The organism is Desmonostoc vinosum, assembly GCF_059505385.1.
Map to the genome: position 1 here is coordinate 40,388 of NZ_JCACKM010000244.1, position 17,059 is coordinate 57,446.

Consider the following 17,059-nt stretch of genomic DNA (forward strand, 5'->3'; position numbering starts at 1 on the left):
AGTTAGCGAACATGATATTAGATTGGAATTTCAATTACAAACTCAGTTCCTTTTCCAGGTGTGGAATCACAGATTAAACTACCTTTATGTTTGTTCACGACAATCTGATAACTAATCGATAAACCCAATCCTGTGCCATTTCCTACTGACTTAGTGGTGAAAAATGGGTCAAAAATTTTCTGCTGTACTGCTTCTGTCATGCCAAAACCGTTATCAGCAAACCGGATTTTGATTGTATTGATATCTGTTAATTCAGTAAAAATGTGAATTTGTGGTTTAGTGAATATTTCACTGCTATTGGCTATTGACTCTTCTATAGCATCGATCGCATTACTCAAGATATTCATAAATACCTGATTAAGTTGACCGGCGTAACAGTTGATCTCTGGTAATTTTCCATATGTTTTGATGACTTCAATTGCTAGGCGATCGCTCTTTTCTTTCAGTCGATGCTGTAAAATCATCAAGGTATTATCAATTCCTTCATGAATATCGACAGGTTTCATTTCCGCCTCATCTAAGCGGGAAAAGTTACGTAAGCCTAAAACAATATTGCGAATGCGCGAACTTCCTAGTTTCATCGAATTTAAAATTTTTGGCAAATCTTCCGCGAGAAAATTTATGTCTATCTCTTCTTGTTTTGCTTCAATCAAGGGTGAAGATTGGGGATATTCTTGCTGATAAATATCGAGCAAATTGAGCAAATTTTGGACATATTCACTAGTGTGAGCAATATTGCCATGAATAAAATTGATGGGATTATTGATTTCATGAGCAATTCCCGCAACCATTTGCCCTAATGCAGACATTTTTTCACTTTGAATCAGGTGAGTTTGGGTTTGTTGTAACTCCTCTAAAGTTTGTTGCAAGTGTTGATTTGTTTCATTGAGTTCTTGAGTTCTAGCTGCAACTTTCTCCTCTAGAGTATGATTGTATTCTTCTAAGCGTTCATTAGCTTGTGCTAAATTTTTGTAGAGGATGGCATTTTCTAGTGATATTGCAGCTTGGGTAGTAATGAGCTTCAAAACTTCTACGCGATCGCGTGTAAATGCTCCTGTAGTTAAATTATTTTCTAGGTAAAAAATCCCAATCAATTTACCTTGATTAATAATAGGTATGGCTAACAAACTTTTAGGTTCTTCACGAATGATATAGCTATCGGCTGCTAGCGAGGGTACAACCATTGCATTATCAACAACGAAGATTTCACGAGTTCGTTTGATGTAATTAATCAAAGTAATGGGAACATCAGAACTTGACTCTAAGCGAATGGATGGAAATTCTGTTTTAATCAGCTGATATTTTGAGCTTAAACTAATTGCGGTAACAGTTAAATTCGATTTATTACCTCTAGCCAAAATCAAGGCAGATTTAGAAGCCCCTGCATTCTCCATCACTACTTCCATTAAAGTAGAAAGTAATTGCTCAAACTCAATTTCTCCAGAGAGGGCTTGAGATGCTTTAATTACAGATGCTAAATCTAGAGAATCGGAGATGCTTGTCTTTGAGGCAATTACACTTTGTTGATTGTTCAAAGTGGATAGAGACACGTTATTTAAAGAAATCTCTTCCTGGCTGGGATCATAACTCAGTTCTGCTTGCTTTTCTGGCTGAAGTATGGAAACAAGTAGTTGGGGATAGCGGTTGGCTAAATCGTCAGCTTTGGCTTTTGCCCCCCAGCGGAGGTAGCCATGATAAGCATCGCTTAAATATGCCTGTGCAATCTTTGATTTACCCCATTCTAAATAGAATCTAGCGGCAAGTTCGTGAGCAAGGGCTTGATCGTTGATATACTCGTTATCTTGGGCAAGGGAGATAGCGCGATCGTAATCGTCCATTGCTTCGATATGTTGTTCTTGAATCCGATGCCATTCGGCTTCTACTAAATAATATTTATGTAAAAAATTCATTGGGGCATGATCTGCCCATTTCTTCATTTTCTCTTGATTGGCTTGTACTTTATCGAGAATATGCTTTTGTTCAGATAAGTCGGTATCTAAATACAGCGCTAACCTCGTTAAAGAATCATAAAAATAAAAAGCGGGAACAATTAGATGCCCAATACCACTATCTAAATATTTTTCTGCTAAGGTTGCATTTTCAGATGCTTGATGAAATTCTTGAAACAAATAACACAGATGAAGTTTACTAAAATAAAAATATAAAAATCCTAAGCTATCTTTAGCTTCTATGAGAATCGGCAGCATTGTTTCTTCATATTGATGCTGCTTAGAACCTAGCAAATTAAATACGATCTGCTGATAGATTAGATTCCAGTTTAATACCGCCTCTTGCTGGATTTTTCTAATAGCATTGTTGTAAGTTGACATCTCTTGTGCAAGTTCTGCCAATTCTTTGCCGACAAAATATGAACAATAACAATAAGCATGAAGAGAATAAGCTGCGTATTGCAAATCTCCTACTTCTATAGCATTAACATAAACATCTAGTGTCGGGTTTAATATTTCTCGAATATGCTCTTTCCAAGGTCTAATCAAAGGTTGAAATGTTCCTAGTACCTTAACATTAATCTCTTTAGTCTGGAATTTCAGTAATAGATTTGCAGCTAACTTTCCAAATTGATAACCAGATTCAATATCACCTATAATTCCACATAGTATTACTCCATAATTAGCGTAGACAAAAGCAGAAAAAGGTGTATTACCATATTGGAGTGATAAGTTGATTTGTTTAACAAGAACTAAAGGAAAAAGTTCTGGTTTAGCTCGGTAGATCATAGCAGTAGTGCTAGAGAGAACACTCATAACTGCTAACATTTGCGGTTCTCTCATCTTTGGTAAGTCAATTAAGTTTTGGATATTCTTACCAATTAGATTGGATGATATTTCTGACATTATTAGCTGAATATCAGCTATGCTGATTTTTTCAGGAAATTCTACTCCTAAAAGCCTTAAAAAGGCTAGTCCAATATTAGCAGCTTCTAAAGCTTGGTTTTTTGCTCCATAAGTTTGAATTTTGACTTGATAAACTTTCACTTTATCTAGCAGTGTTTTACTTCTTTTTAAAACTACTTCTATCAATTGTTCAGTTTGCTCAAAATCGCCAGCCAAATATGCTGCCTCTGCGGCTGTTTCATACAAAGCTAAGATTAATTCATATTTTGTCTCCCAACTATCAGTAGCTAACAGTTGAATTCCGGTAGTTAGATAGTTAATTGCATTTTGATAAGCAGTTGATGCCAAAGCTTTACGCCCAGCAATCAAATTCATGGCAGCTAGTTCATCTCGCTTCGCTTGGGAGGTAATATCTTCCAGTGCGATATTGAATTGATTGACGATTTCAAAAATCTTTTCTTCTCGTTTGGCAACTGGGATATTATCAAATAGCAGTAATGCAATTTTTAAGTGAATTTGCTTTCTTTCTTCTGGAGAAATTAAAGAATAAGCTGCTTGCTGAACACGATCATGTACAAATTTATATATAGGTAAGCGATTAGCTGGTTTATCATTAATGACTAACTGATGATTTTCATCATCTTGGGGAAATAGTTGATAAACATCTGCGTGAGGTAAAACTAGCCCTTCAATTAATGCTTTCCATAAGTCTGACGCTGTATCAACTACAGATTTTTCATGAACGATCGCCAGAGTATTTAAATCAAATTGATTACCAATACATGCGGCTAGTTTCAATATTTTTTGCGTATTGATGGGCAATTTTACTAGTTGAATCGCGAGGAATTCTACAACATCGTCTGTAAGAGCTAATTCTTTGATTTTTTGAATTTCGTACTGCCAATAGCCAGCTTCAAGATTCAGTGTAATCAATCCAGAGTTATGTAATGAATAGAGAAATTGTAAAGAAAAGAAGGGATTGCCTTTAGTTTTAGCAAATACCATTTGAGTGAGAGAAACGGCTAAAACTTCTTGACAATGCAGGGTATCAGCAATCAGATGATTTAAATCGCCTTGATTTAATGGTGCAAGTGCGATCGCATTCATAGCTGCTCCCGTTTTCTCAATTTCCTGTAGCGTTAAATAAAGGGGATGCGCCTTAGAAACTTCGTTATCACGGTATGCACCAATCAACAAAAAACCACCCTTGGTTTTACCCGTATTTTCTGCTGCATCTAAAACAGAAGATGAGGCATTTTCGTTCATTAATAATTGAATTAATTTTAAAGAAGTTACATCTGCCCATTGTAAATCATCTAAAAAAATCACTAAAGGCTGTTCTTTAGTAGTGAAAACCTGGATGAATCTTTGGAATAATAAATTGAAGCGGTTTTGAGCAGCAATACCAGAGAGTTCTGCTACTGAAGGTTGCTTGTCAATAATCTGTTCTAGTTCAGGAATTACATCAGTAATTACCTGACTTTGTGTACCCAATGCTTTTAAAACTCTAGCTTTCCACTGCTGAATTTGGGTATCAGTTTCAGAAAGCAACTGCCCAATTAAATCTCGAAAAGCCTGGACTAATCCTGATAAGGGAATATCACGCTGAAACTGGTCAAATTTACCTTTGATAAAATAACTACGTTGCCGCACAATAGGTTTGTGAACCTCGTTGACTACAGCAGTTTTACCAATACCAGAGAAACCGGTGACTAAGATCATTTCTGTTGTCCCGCGAGTCACTCGTTGAAAGGCAGCGAGTAAGGTTTCAACTTCGCGTTGGCGACCATAGAGTTTTTCAGGGATAACGAAACGATCTGAAATGTCCCTGACTCCTAACTCAAAAAACGCTATATTTCCACTCTCTTGCCACTGGTGACGACACACTTCCAAATCATGCTTTAACCCCAAGGCACTTTGATAGCGTTCTTCGGCGTTTTTAGCCATCAGCTTGCTAATAATACCAGACAAAATGGGGGGAATATGAGAGTTAATTAAGTTTGCTTTTAGCGGTTCTTTAGCAATGTGACAATAAACTAACTCCATCGGGTCACTACTGGTAAAGGGTAGCTGCCCAGTTAGGAGTTCAAAAAAGGTAATACCCAGAGAATAAAAGTCGGTGCGGTAGTCGATACCTCGGTTCATTCTTCCGGTTTGTTCAGGAGAAATATAAGCTAAAGTACCTTCTAGAACGTTGGGATTTGTGAGAGATTGCATTTCTCTTGGCAAAAGAGTGGCAAGACTGAAATCAATAAGTTTTATCTCACCTGTTGTAGGGTTAATCAGAATATTGGCTGGTTTAATATCTTTGTGAATTATGCGATGTCGATGCAATCCTTCAAGGGTAGAAATAATATTAATAGCGATATGAAAAAACTCACTTAGAGAAACAGGATTTTCCCCCTGTTGCCAATCTTTAAGAGAAACACCACCAAAATCTTCCATCACCAAAGCATAGCTGTTGGAGTAGTTTTCTAAACTGTAGGGTTTGACTATACTAGGGAAGTTGAGGTTTTTGATGATGAAGTATTGATTACGGAATTGAGCAATGTCTGCAAATGATGAAAATTCATTCCGCATCAGTTTGATAATAACTGATTGCTGATCTTGTTCTCTGATACCTCGATAAACTAAAGTTTTGCTGCCTGAGTAGATTTGCTCTGTGATACGATAACCAGGAAGTGCAGGTAATGTGTCTAATGCTACTAACATTGCAGCTTGTACCCATAATTTTATTTTCTATCGCCTATTATTCCCATGGGGCATCTGCAAGTATCATTAAATTTTTATTTTTTTGATAAACAAAAAACCTGTCACTTACTTTGGTTAAGAGTAAGTTTTGACAGGTTGAGTTTGTGATAAAGCTTTGTAGACTAGCGACTGAATTTACTAATCCTGTTTTATGAGCTTAAAAGAATTTTGGCGATCGCATCTATACTCTAATCTGCAAAAACAAAAATAATAATGGATGCAAATGCTACTTGATTTTCTGTTTAATAAAGGTCACAACCTGAGTTAACTGCTTTTTCAAGCTATCAATTTCCGCTTGCATTTTATCAATTTTCTCATTGAGAGCATTGATTTCTACAGAGGAGTCTGTTGTTTTATTAGAGGTTGCAACTGTGTCATTAGTTGTTAAATTAGGAGTTGCAACTGCACTACTGGTTGCGCTAGAGATTGTTGCGACTGCACCATTTTTAGTAGCAACAGCCGCGCCCACTAATACTGGTTCAGAACGTGGTTGTTTAGCCTTGGTCATGGCTAACTTGATGGCGTTAATTAGTTGCTTTTGGTCAAAAGGTTTTCCGAGAAATTCAAAATATTCAAAGGGTTCTGAAATTTTCTCCGTCACCTCTTCCTTACGACCAGACATGATTACTAAAGGAATCTTTCTTAACTCTGGCTGGGCTTGAATTTGCTGAAAAACTTCCCAACCACTCATTTTAGGTAACAGGAAATCCAACATAATCAAGCTGAGTTTTTCTTGAAGGATGAAATTTAGTCCTTCCATACCATCTTTGGCTTCTAGTACCTCGAAATTACCCGGAGGCAACATTTCACGTACTTTCACCCTGACAACTGTAGTGTCATCTATAACTAGAATTTTGTTGCTTGCCACGACTGATTGCTCTAACAGAAACTTTAGGTGTAAATAGCAGATTTGCTGATTGGCTTTGAGAATGCTCCCACTATATCCAAAATTTTTGTTGATCGGGGGATAGTATATTTCGGTATAAATGACATTATGTATAAGTATTTGACAGAACTTTTACTGGTGTTGTCTGGAATTTGTGTCATGGTGATATTTAAGGCTTTGACTTTGCTCTCAAGCATAGGAATTTAGCCTTAGTCTATCTGCGGATTTTGCTGAGACATCTATGAATTCGTCACCACAAGCTGAACTCAAGTCTGTAATTATGGAGATGCCTAGCTGGTTACGTCGCCCCATCGGCAAAGCCAGCGAACTCTCCACTGTACAACGCATTATTAAGCAGCGACAAATTCATACGATTTGTGAAGAAGGTCGCTGTCCTAACCGGGGTGAGTGCTATTCCCAAAAAACCGCTACTTTTTTATTGATGGGGCCAACTTGCACGCGCTCTTGTGCTTTTTGTCAAGTAGATAAAGGTCATGCCCCAATGCCTGTGGACTCAGAAGAACCGCAAAAGGTGGCGGAGGCAGTGCAACTGTTGGGATTACGTTACGTGGTGTTGACTTCTGTGGCTCGTGATGACTTGCCTGACCAAGGAGCAGGTCATTTTGTCCAAACGATCGCGACTATTCGCCAGTTGAACCCAGAAACTCAAATTGAAGTGCTAACACCTGATTTTTGGGGTGGCGCGGGTGCAGGGGAGGCAGGTCAACGCCAAAGGATAGCGGCGGTTGCTACAGCCAAGCCAGCTTGTTTCAATCACAATATCGAAACAGTACGACGGTTAACTCGAGCAGTCCGTCGAGGAGCAAAGTACGATCACTCGCTGCGAGTACTCGCTATGATCAAAGAAATCGATCCCACTATTCCCACCAAATCAGGTTTGATGCTAGGACACGGCGAAACAATTGCTGAAGTCGTCGAAACAATGACCGATTTAAGGGCTGTAGAATGCGATCGCATCACTATTGGTCAGTACATGCGCCCTTCTTTAGAGCATCTACCAGTACAAAAATACTGGACTCCAGAGGAATTTGCCCAACTAGGTCAAATCGCATCGCAAATGGGCTTCAGTCATGTCCGTTCCGCCCCCCTGGTGCGTAGTTCGTATCATGCGGGGGAGTAGGGAAGATGAGGGGGATGAGGGGGATGAGGGAGCAGGGGGAAGGTTACACATAGATCTCCCCCAATCCCCAGTCCCCAATCCCCAATCCCCAATCCCCATTCCCCATTACGCCACACAAATATTTCTAAAGAATTTAGGCGATTGGTACACCAAATTTGGTATTTCTTAAAAAGTCCTGACATTAGGAGAACCGATTATGACTGCTAAAACCAAAGACTCGCCAGTTGCTGATAGTGGAGCTAAACCTCCATATACCTTTCGTACTGGTTGGGCAATACTTTTGTTAGCTTTGAACTTGTTGGTGGCAGCTTATTACTTCCACATTATTGAATAACTAGGGGTGGAGACGTTGCCTGCAACGTCTCTACTTAAATCGTGCCTTTGAATAAACCTTTGGGACGAATCAGTAGCACTAAAATCATAATTACCAGTGCTACTACTTGTTTATACTGAGAACCTAACCAAGGGGTGCTGACTTCTTGGACGATGCCAATGATGAAAGCTGCTGCGATCGCCCCGTAAGGATTACCAATTCCGCCAAGGATCACTGAAGCAAATAAAGGTAAAATTAAGAACCAACCCATATTGGGCCGTACTGCTGTAATTAAACCGTACATACTGCCACCGAGAGAAGTCAAAGTCCCAGCAATTAACCAAGTCCAAAAGATTACTTGGTCAACATTAATACCAGAAACTCTAGCTAAGTCCAGGTCGTCAGCTACTGCTCGCATGGCTTTACCAATTTTGGTGTTTTGCAGGAGGTAATGTAATGCCAAAATTGCGGACACTGCTAAACCTAATACCAAAATTTGGTTTTGCGGCACTTTTAAGCCCGCAATATCTAAAGCAGGGGTAAAAGGTAAATCATAATTCTGGTTTCTACCACCCCAAGTAAAAATAATGCCGTTGCGAATAAATAAGGCTAGTCCGATGGAAATGATGATCAGTGTAGTGGAAGTAGCACGGATAGAACGCATTCTCGACCATAGTAGTTTTTCTGACAACAGCATTGCGACTACTGTTCCCAAGGCTGCTAGTATCATTGACAGCCAAATGTTAACGCCAAAAGTGTTGATGAGCCAAGTTAGATAAGCTCCTAAAGTGAGAAAATCACCATGAGCAAAGTTAGATAACCGTAAAATCCCATAGGTAAGAGTAAGTCCAACTGCGGCTAAAGCAATAATGCTTCCTACAGCAATCCCATTCACGATGAGTTGAGCGAATTCTAAAGTCATAGTCTTAAACTTGCTGTTAACAAATTTTAAGTGAATAACCGATATTTTTTTGTTTAGCTGCTACATACGACACTATGAGTTATGGTTTATAAATAAAAAGGGAATTGTCCGCTAATCTACATAGAATCTTGTTCGCATTTTTATGCGAAGTCAAATTTGTTCAACGTTTAGTTGACCATGCAGCAGTATTCAAGTTTACCAGAACAGAACTCACAGATAGATGCTACGTCCACACTTTTGACAACAATCCAACAACTCCGCACTGAGTTGTGGCTGGAGAAGACCTTAAACCAGCTGCAAAGTCGCCTGAATGATTGCCTGCTTTCTGCTTGTACCACTGTCTCAGTGGCAAGTGTCATCGAAGCAGAAATCTTCCAAATCGTAGTCAACGAGATCAATGGTGCTGTAGAAGATAGTAAAGTAGCGATCGCTCTGTTTCAACCCCACGAAACAGTTGGCAAAATTTGCTATGTTTGTCGCTCCCCAAGCACACAATCTCCATTACCGCAAGTAATGCTGACGGCACGCAAAAGGCTACGGTTGAGATTAAAAGAGGTCATCAAACTCGAAGATTTACAGCAGCTTGAGAACCAACAACCACCAAATGCTTGGCGGTTAGTAGATCATTCTGGCGGTGTCTTCGGCTGGCTAATTATTGCCACAGCACCCCCAAGTTCTGATAATGAATCACCAATAGCATTGCCGAGTCAACTGAGAGCGCAATTAATGGCCAGGTGTGCCAAGCAATGTACCACAGCTGTTGCACAACTCAGGCAAATGATATTTTGGCAGCAAAGGTATCAACAGTTGGATGGTTCTAATCAAGAACTTGAGCGTACCAATCAACTCAAAAACCAGTTTCTAGCAAACACCAGCCATGAAATTCGCACACCGTTAAGTTCTATTATCGGTTTCACTCATCTACTTTTAGCCCAAGGCTACGACCAAACCAGAGAACGCCACCAAGAGTATTTAAATATTATTCAGTCTAGCGGTAAACACTTATTAGCTCTGATTAACGATATTTTGGATCTCTCAAAAATAGAAGCTAACCAGCTAGAAGTGCAGTGGGAAAATGTCAACGTGCCAGAATTGTGTCGTAATGTTTTTGCACTGGTAAAAGAGAAAGCTGCTAACAAGGGTTTGAAACTTTGCTTAGAACTAGATCCCAGTGTCACAACCCTAGTGGCTGATTCTTTGCGTCTCAAGCAAATGCTGTTAAATTTGCTATTTAATGCTCTGAAGTTTACTAGTACAGGCACTGTTGGCTTAAAAGTTGTGTCCAAGGATGCATGTTTAAATTTTATAGTTTGGGATACTGGCACTGGCATTTCTCAACAAGACCAGGCTCAACTATTTCAACCTTATTATCAAATTGCTAACGCCGTAGTTAGTCGCAATGAAGGCACAGGTTTAGGTTTAACCGTAACTCAGAAATTGGCGGAAATTCATGGTGGCTGTGTGGAAGTTGAATCAGAAATCGATCGCGGTTCTCGTTTTACTCTCGTACTTCCCCTGAAGCCTGTGGAAGGAGTGGGGGATGAGGGAGATGAGGGAGATGAGGGAGATGAGGGAGTTAAAAGATTAACTGAAAATTATTTACCTAGTTCATCTTCAGAGATTTTGTTGGTAGAAGATGATTTACCCAACGCCAAGTTAATGCAAATTTATTTAAGCAAGTTGGGATATCAAGTCACTTGGGTGAGGAATGCTGTTGAAATGTGGGAAGCGCTAAAACAGCTAAATCCTGTGGTTATTATTATGGATGTTTACCTACCAGATGAAAATGGTCTTAATTTGGTACAACAACTGCGAAAAAATCCTCAATATGAGATGATTCCAGTGATTGCTCAAACCGCAATGGCAATGAAAGGCGATCGCGAAACTTGCATAGCTGCTGGAGTCAATGATTACACTCCTAAACCAATAGATTTACCGCTCCTAGCAAGTTTGGTAGCAAAATACAGCAAACCAACAACCTCGAATGATTGACAGTGTTACAAGGTTCTGTTTGCATTGTCAAAAATTAAATAAAGTAAAATTTTGCTATATTTTTGATACTTTTAAGCGAACATTTGCTTATAGGCGCATTTACGTATAATCATGTAAGCTAGCACCACATAGCAATCCATGACTAACGCTGATCCTCAATCTAGGTACTCTGAAATAAAGCGTTTAGTAGCTGAAAATGATCTGAATGCAGCAACGAAACGACTAATGGATTTTGAAGAGGATTTGCCCAACGAAAACTATGAAGCAGAAATTTCCGTCATTCGAAGCGCATATACTGGTTTAGAATCTGATGAGCGTATTTATGGTTATACAGCCAATATAGATGAGAGAAAAAAAAGATTAATAATTCAGATTATACAAGTTGCTGCATTGATTCGAGATAACTATCAATTAAAAAAGCAAGAAACACCTAATCAGCAAAATACTAGTTTAATACAACCAAAATATAACCCATTACAAACTGAGCTTTCTCATCTACCAAATCTAGATGAGATAAACAATAAAAAAACTCAACTTGAAATAGATGAAGAGCAATTTATAGAAACCCAGAGACAGAAAATTATCTCTCGTCCTACAATTTCTTCAGTCGTCTTTCAATCTCATGAATTATACAAAACTTATAATAGTCGTTCTGTTGAGTTTAAATTATCTAATATCAATGTAACTCTAAACCTTGGTGAAATAACTGCTGTTGTTGGTGAAAATGGTAATGGCAAAACAACACTTTTAAGAATAATTGCAGGAGAACTTGCACCAACTCAAGGAAAGTTAGATTACCCATGTCTAACCTCCAACAAAAAAACTGATATATATTCAATTAAGCAACAAATAGCTTATATTCCTCAACAGTTACCTTCATGGGATGGTTTACTAGTCAATAATTTACATTTTACAGCAGCTATTCATGGCTTCAAGGGTCAAAAGAATAAAAATAGAGTCGAGTTTATTATTAAACGTCTAGAATTAGAGCGTTATAGAGAAGCAAAATGGAGTGAAATATCTGGTGGTTATAAAATGCGATTTGCCCTAGCAAGGGCACTTATTGGTAATCCTAAACTAATGATTTTAGATGAACCATTAGCAAATCTAGATATTAACACCCAATTACTTTTCTTACAAGATTTACGATATTTAGCGAATTCTGTTGGCAAACCTAAATCAATTATTATTAGTTCTCAAAGTTTATATGAAATTGAAAATATTGCTGACAATATTATCTTTATTAAAAATGGTCAAGCTGTATATAATGGCTCAGTCAAAAACTTTGGTGAAGACAGAAAAGAAAATTCTTACGAGATAGATTGCAACTTGTTGATAGAACAAGTTAAAGATTTACTGCAAAAAGTCAGATATATAAAAATTGAAAAGTCTGGTAGTGGATTTATCGTTCATACACATAAAGAAGTAACTGCCAACGATTTGCTAAAAGTTTTTCTGGAACAAGACATTTCATTAAAATACTTCAGAGATATTAGTAAATCTACACGTAAACTTTTTGAAAATCTATCATGAATCAGAAATTATTTAATAGTACAAAATATCTGTTAGCCAAGATTTTATCTCCTCAAGCATTACAAAAGTTTGATCGTTATCTTTTATTAAATCAGCCGAGACTATGGGTATTCAAATTACATTACGTTGCTTACTATGCATTGCTAGCAAATTTATTAATTATTTTTTTGGTTATTATTTATCCGATTAAACCGGATCATGTTTTTATTTTTTCGCAGATCAATTTTATTTTCCTTCCTGCTGTTGGCATAACTGCATTTTATTATTGGTGGATTCAGCAATATTTATATGATGTCAAAAAACAATATAATAAAATTCCCAAAAAGTATGGCTTCCTTGAAATACTAGGTTATGCTACTTGTATAGTTTTGATTGCTTCAGGGGCGATAACATTCAATTTATCAATGTCATGCAAAATGATGCAAGTTGTTGCTACTCATAATCAGCTAAATATTGATTTACTAGTACTAGAATCAACTGCTGATAAATATAGAGATAAAGTTACTCTTGATACATACATAGAAGCTCTAAAATCTAAAGTTAATGAGCAAATAAGGTCTGATAATTGTAGTATAAAATATGAGAGATTAAGTATACCAAAAAATACTGTAGACAAGATTATACGAGGAATAGTTGAGTGTAAACATCTAAATTTTTTGGGATTATTAAGACCATCTAGACGAATAGCATTTTTTAATGCAATTATAGCGAATAAAAACTATCAATTAGCAAGAGAAGACCTGAGTGATTTAGTTGAGTTAGTAGAATCCATAACAAAAGGAGACGAAAACGCTAAAAAAGCGATTACTAAAATGATAAAAAGATATACACAAACAGATATATATGAGCAAGAAAATAGACAAAAACCAATAAGAGATTTGCTATATATGTCCACAGATAATGCCTATAAAATTAATGATTTCTACTTACTCAAATCATCTTTATTGTTTTCAATCTATATTATTTGCAACTTAGGTTCGTTACTCCTATTTTTGGTTAAAAATACATTTTTTAATGTTTGTTTTTTCGGATTTTTTTACATAACAATTGCAATGATTTTATGTCTATTTATTACTGCTTTCTTATCATATTTATCGGTTTTTAGCATCAAGCCAGAGATAATATTCAGTATATTATGTTTGATATTTATTTTGTTTATTATGTATCAATTACTAAGTACCAAACAAACAGAAAAATATTCTTTATTTAAGGTAATGAATCTTGTAGCGCTTCCATTTGCAGTAATTATTTGTGTGATGATGCTTCCATATGTCTTCATAGATTCTTATAAAATATCCGAAAATAGTTTTACATTTGCGGACAAATATTTTATCATTGCCAGCTTAGCATATTTACCGTTGATACCTTATCTTAAGCGTGAGTTGATGAATCAATTATATCTACCTAAAGATTAAACTATGAACGACAAGTTAAATAACATTAAAAATCTCATTGAACAGGGTGAATTAGAAAGTGCTATTTTGCAACTAAAGGAAATTACTAATGAATACTCATCTCGCTATCATGACGAAGTGATTTTGCACGCTGCTAGCTTAAACCAATTGCAAGAAAACGATCGCAAAGGTATTCTTAGTAACGAAGAGATCCGCAGAGAAAAAAATCGGCTTACAGACGCACTCCTAAAATTAAGGAATAAAATTCACCAAGAAATCGCTACTAAAGAGAGTATTAATAATTCAAATAACCCTAAAAATCCAGTAATTAAAATCCTTTTTCTAGCCGCTAACCCTTCAGATAAAACTCATTTAAGTTTAGATCAAGAAAGTCGCTCAATTGACCAAGCTCTGCGTCAGTCAGAATTTCGTGATCGGTTTGAGGTGATTCAGCACTGGGCTGTGCGTGTGAGTGATTTACAAGGTCTTCTGCTACGCCATAGGCCTAATATTGTACATTTTAGTGGTCATGGCAACGAAGATAATGAGATTCTTTTATTAGATAACTCTGGTAATAGTCATTCTGTTTCAGTCAGAGCCTTGAGTCAACTATTTTCTGTACTAAAAGATGACATTCGCTGCGTAGTGCTAAATGCTTGCTATTCTGATATACAAGCAAAAGCGATCGCCCAACACATCGACAGCGTAATTGGTATGTCTCAAGCAATTCAAGACGAATCAGCTATCAGTTTTGCCACATCATTCTATCAAGCATTAGGTTATGGGCGCGACCTCAAAACAGCCTTTGACTTAGCTTGCATCCAAATAGATATGCAAAACTTAAACGAGCAAGACCTGCCACAACTAATTGCTTTAAAATCCGATCCAGCAACTATTTTCTTGACAAACTGAACTCTATTGCAATTTAGCCACAGACAAATTTGAGAATATTATCCCATTCCCCATTCCCAATCCCCCGTGGGCTGAGCGAAGTCGAAGCCCAATCCCCAATCCCTAATCCCTAAAATAGATATATGGTTTTGGCGGAATTGGGCAATGATACTAACAGAAAAACTTGAGCAAATAAAAGCTTTATTTCAAGAAATGGAGCAGGCATTGATTGCCTACTCTGGCGGTGTTGATAGCACTTTGGTTGCCAAAATTGCTTATGATGTGTTGGGCGATCGCGCTTTGGCAATCACAGCTGTTTCACCTTCGCTGTTACCAGAAGAGTTGGAAGACGCCAAAATTCAAGCCGCAACTATAGGAATTCAGCATAAAGTTGTTCAAACTCACGAGATGGACAATCCCAATTACACTGCTAACCCCGTTAATCGCTGTTATTTTTGCAAAAGCGAATTGCACGACACCCTCAAGCCTTTAGCTTTAGAGTTGGGTTATCCCTATGTGGTGGATGGGGTAAATGCTGATGACTTGCATGATTATCGCCCAGGAATTCAGGCGGCTAAGGAAAGAGGGGCGCGATCGCCTTTGGCAGAAGTCGGTGTTACGAAGGTAGAAGTTCGGCAACTTTCACAACTACTCGGCTTACCTTGGTGGGATAAACCTGCTCAACCTTGTCTGAGTTCTCGCTTTCCCTATGGTGAAGAAATTACTGTAGCTAAGTTGCAAAGAGTCGGTAGGGCTGAAATTCATCTGCGAAAGCTAGGTTTAATGAATTTGCGTGTGCGTTCTGAGGGAGATACAGCACGTATTGAATTGCCACCAGGACAAATTAAGGAGTTTGTGTTAACTACAGATTTACAGACGTTGGTTTGTGCGTTTCAAGATTTGGGATTTATCTATGTGACTCTGGATTTAGAAGGTTATCGTAGTGGGAAGTTAAATCAAGTTTTAAATCGAGATGTATTAGGCGCTAAAGTCTAGATGAAACTTCTTGCATAGATAATTTTGGCGTTGTTGAATATGAGTGAAAAGCTCACGCAAAGACGCAAAGACGCAAATAATATCATGTCCGTTTAAAGACTTATGATTTGGCTGACGCGGAGATAGGGAGACGCGGGGACAAGGGAGAAATTTTTATGATAAGTGATTAGCCGGACATGATATAAGAGCGCGAAAATTGAAACTTTTGCAAAATACTCTATGAGCTGCGCTTAACAATAAACTATGAAAATATTTCTTCCCCTACTCCCTACTCCCTACTCCCTACTCCCTACTCCCCACTCCCCACTCCCCACTCCCCACTCCCCACTCCCCACTCATGTTTGCAAACTGCATCAGCGTCTGATACCAATCGGTAATTGGCAGCTCGGCTGGTGCTGTTAATTCTTCATAAACACGTCGGCAAAGTTCTCGAAAAGCAGGGTAATGCTCTTGACGCCAATGGATGGCGAGTTTTCCTAGCGAAGCTTCGTTGAGATTTCCTAAAGCGTAATTGCGAGCAAAACCATGCTGCATGGGTACTACTGTCCCATCTGCTTCAATAATTAAGGGTGATACGAGGTCAGCAAAGCAGTATTCTGCTTCATTGAGTGGGAGTTCGTCTGCAAAAAAACTATCAGGATTCAGGCGTAGTAATTCCTGATGAACTAAATCAATTTGAATAAACAGTTTGTCACCAAAAGCTTCTCTCAAGCGTATGGCTTTGAGGTAAGCATGGGATAGGATGTTTGTGCTGGGTTTAGCACCGATGAGGCTTTGGCTAGCTTGTCCGACCTCTACAAGGGGATGAATTTGGAATAATTTCGCTCCCTGTTCTAGAGCAAAATTTGCCACCCAATCTAGTTCACGAAAATTTTGTTTTGTGAGGGTGAAAATAAATCCAAATGGAATACCTGATTCTCGCACCCCTGCTAATCGAGCGGCCATTTTCTCAAAGGCTCGCTCTGAAGCTCGTATCCGGTTATGGGAAGCAGGCATTCCATCTAAACTGATGGCTAGTAGATCAACTTTTCCAGATAGCTGTTCTAGGTGTCGCTCGTCTAAGAGTATGCCATTGGAAGTCAAGATTATCCGCATCTGGCATTGCTGGGCTTGTCTGATTAGTTCAGGTAAAGGTTTGTATACAAGGGGTTCGCCTCCTGAGAAGCTAACGGTTGTGTACCCTTGTTCACTGGCTTCGGTAATTGCTTGTAAAAGGAGCGCGATACTAAGTTGGTCACGCTCCTGGGGACTAGAAGAAGAGTAACAATGGAGACAGTGCAAGTTGCACCGCCTGGATGGGTGGATTTGAATAATACGGTTAAAGTTTCCAGTAGGTGTCATATACTTACACGTCTCCAATGACTCTTGGTAATTTAAAACCCGAT

Annotated in this window: 11 protein-coding genes; 7 read left to right on the forward strand and 4 right to left on the reverse strand. The window is 38.2% G+C overall.

Annotation, left to right across the window (positions count from 1 at the left end; all coding sequences use genetic code 11):
* Window positions 1-17 precede the first annotated feature (17 nt).
* Complete coding sequence (locus AC5JMF_RS27710; RefSeq protein WP_495798922.1) at window positions 18-5,567, reverse strand: trifunctional serine/threonine-protein kinase/ATP-binding protein/sensor histidine kinase; 5,550 nt, start codon at window positions 5,565-5,567, stop codon at window positions 18-20.
* 265 nt (window positions 5,568-5,832) lie between these two features.
* A complete protein-coding gene (locus tag AC5JMF_RS27715) occupies window positions 5,833-6,474 on the reverse strand; it encodes a response regulator (protein WP_495798923.1) in 642 nt (213 codons plus the stop codon).
* A 259-nt stretch (window positions 6,475-6,733) separates the two neighbouring features.
* Between AC5JMF_RS27715 and lipA the strand changes: the two genes are divergently transcribed.
* On the forward strand, window positions 6,734-7,633 hold the full coding sequence (gene lipA / locus AC5JMF_RS27720) for a lipoyl synthase (protein WP_495798924.1): 900 nt from the start codon (window positions 6,734-6,736) through the stop codon (window positions 7,631-7,633).
* Window positions 7,634-7,829: 196 nt separating this feature from the next.
* On the forward strand, window positions 7,830-7,967 hold the full coding sequence (gene psaX / locus AC5JMF_RS27725) for a photosystem I protein PsaX (RefSeq protein WP_495798925.1): 138 nt from the start codon (window positions 7,830-7,832) through the stop codon (window positions 7,965-7,967).
* 34 nt (window positions 7,968-8,001) lie between these two features.
* Here psaX and AC5JMF_RS27730 read toward each other — a convergent pair whose 3' ends face one another.
* Window positions 8,002-8,868 (reverse strand): branched-chain amino acid ABC transporter permease, encoded by an 867-nt coding sequence (locus tag AC5JMF_RS27730; RefSeq protein ID WP_495798926.1) that lies wholly within the window; start codon window positions 8,866-8,868, stop codon window positions 8,002-8,004.
* Window positions 8,869-9,045: 177 nt separating this feature from the next.
* On the opposite strand from AC5JMF_RS27730, the gene hrmK reads away from it, so the two are divergent.
* From hrmK to larE, 5 genes are all read left to right on the forward strand, one after another.
* A complete protein-coding gene (gene hrmK / locus AC5JMF_RS27735) occupies window positions 9,046-10,860 on the forward strand; it encodes a hybrid histidine kinase/response regulator HrmK (RefSeq protein ID WP_495798927.1) in 1,815 nt (604 codons plus the stop codon).
* 138 nt (window positions 10,861-10,998) lie between these two features.
* Window positions 10,999-12,393 carry an ABC transporter ATP-binding protein gene (locus AC5JMF_RS27740; protein WP_495798928.1) on the forward strand — a complete coding sequence of 465 codons (1,395 nt, stop codon included), beginning with the start codon at window positions 10,999-11,001 and terminating at the stop codon, window positions 12,391-12,393.
* Window positions 12,390-13,808 (forward strand): hypothetical protein, encoded by a 1,419-nt coding sequence (locus AC5JMF_RS27745; RefSeq protein WP_495798929.1) that lies wholly within the window; start codon window positions 12,390-12,392, stop codon window positions 13,806-13,808. The genes AC5JMF_RS27740 and AC5JMF_RS27745 overlap by 4 nt, the downstream gene beginning before the upstream one ends.
* Before the next feature lie 3 nt (window positions 13,809-13,811).
* Window positions 13,812-14,699, forward strand: a complete 888-nt coding sequence (locus AC5JMF_RS27750) for a CHAT domain-containing protein (RefSeq protein ID WP_495798930.1) — start codon at window positions 13,812-13,814, stop codon at window positions 14,697-14,699.
* Window positions 14,700-14,843: 144 nt separating this feature from the next.
* Entirely contained in the window at window positions 14,844-15,674 is an 831-nt protein-coding gene (larE, locus tag AC5JMF_RS27755; protein ID WP_495798931.1) for an ATP-dependent sacrificial sulfur transferase LarE, read from the forward strand.
* Window positions 15,675-15,956: 282 nt separating this feature from the next.
* Here larE and AC5JMF_RS27760 read toward each other — a convergent pair whose 3' ends face one another.
* Window positions 15,957-17,015: a radical SAM/SPASM domain-containing protein gene (locus AC5JMF_RS27760; protein ID WP_495798932.1), complete on the reverse strand. Its 1,059-nt coding sequence runs from the start codon at window positions 17,013-17,015 to the stop codon at window positions 15,957-15,959.
* Window positions 17,016-17,059: the final 44 nt, after the last annotated feature.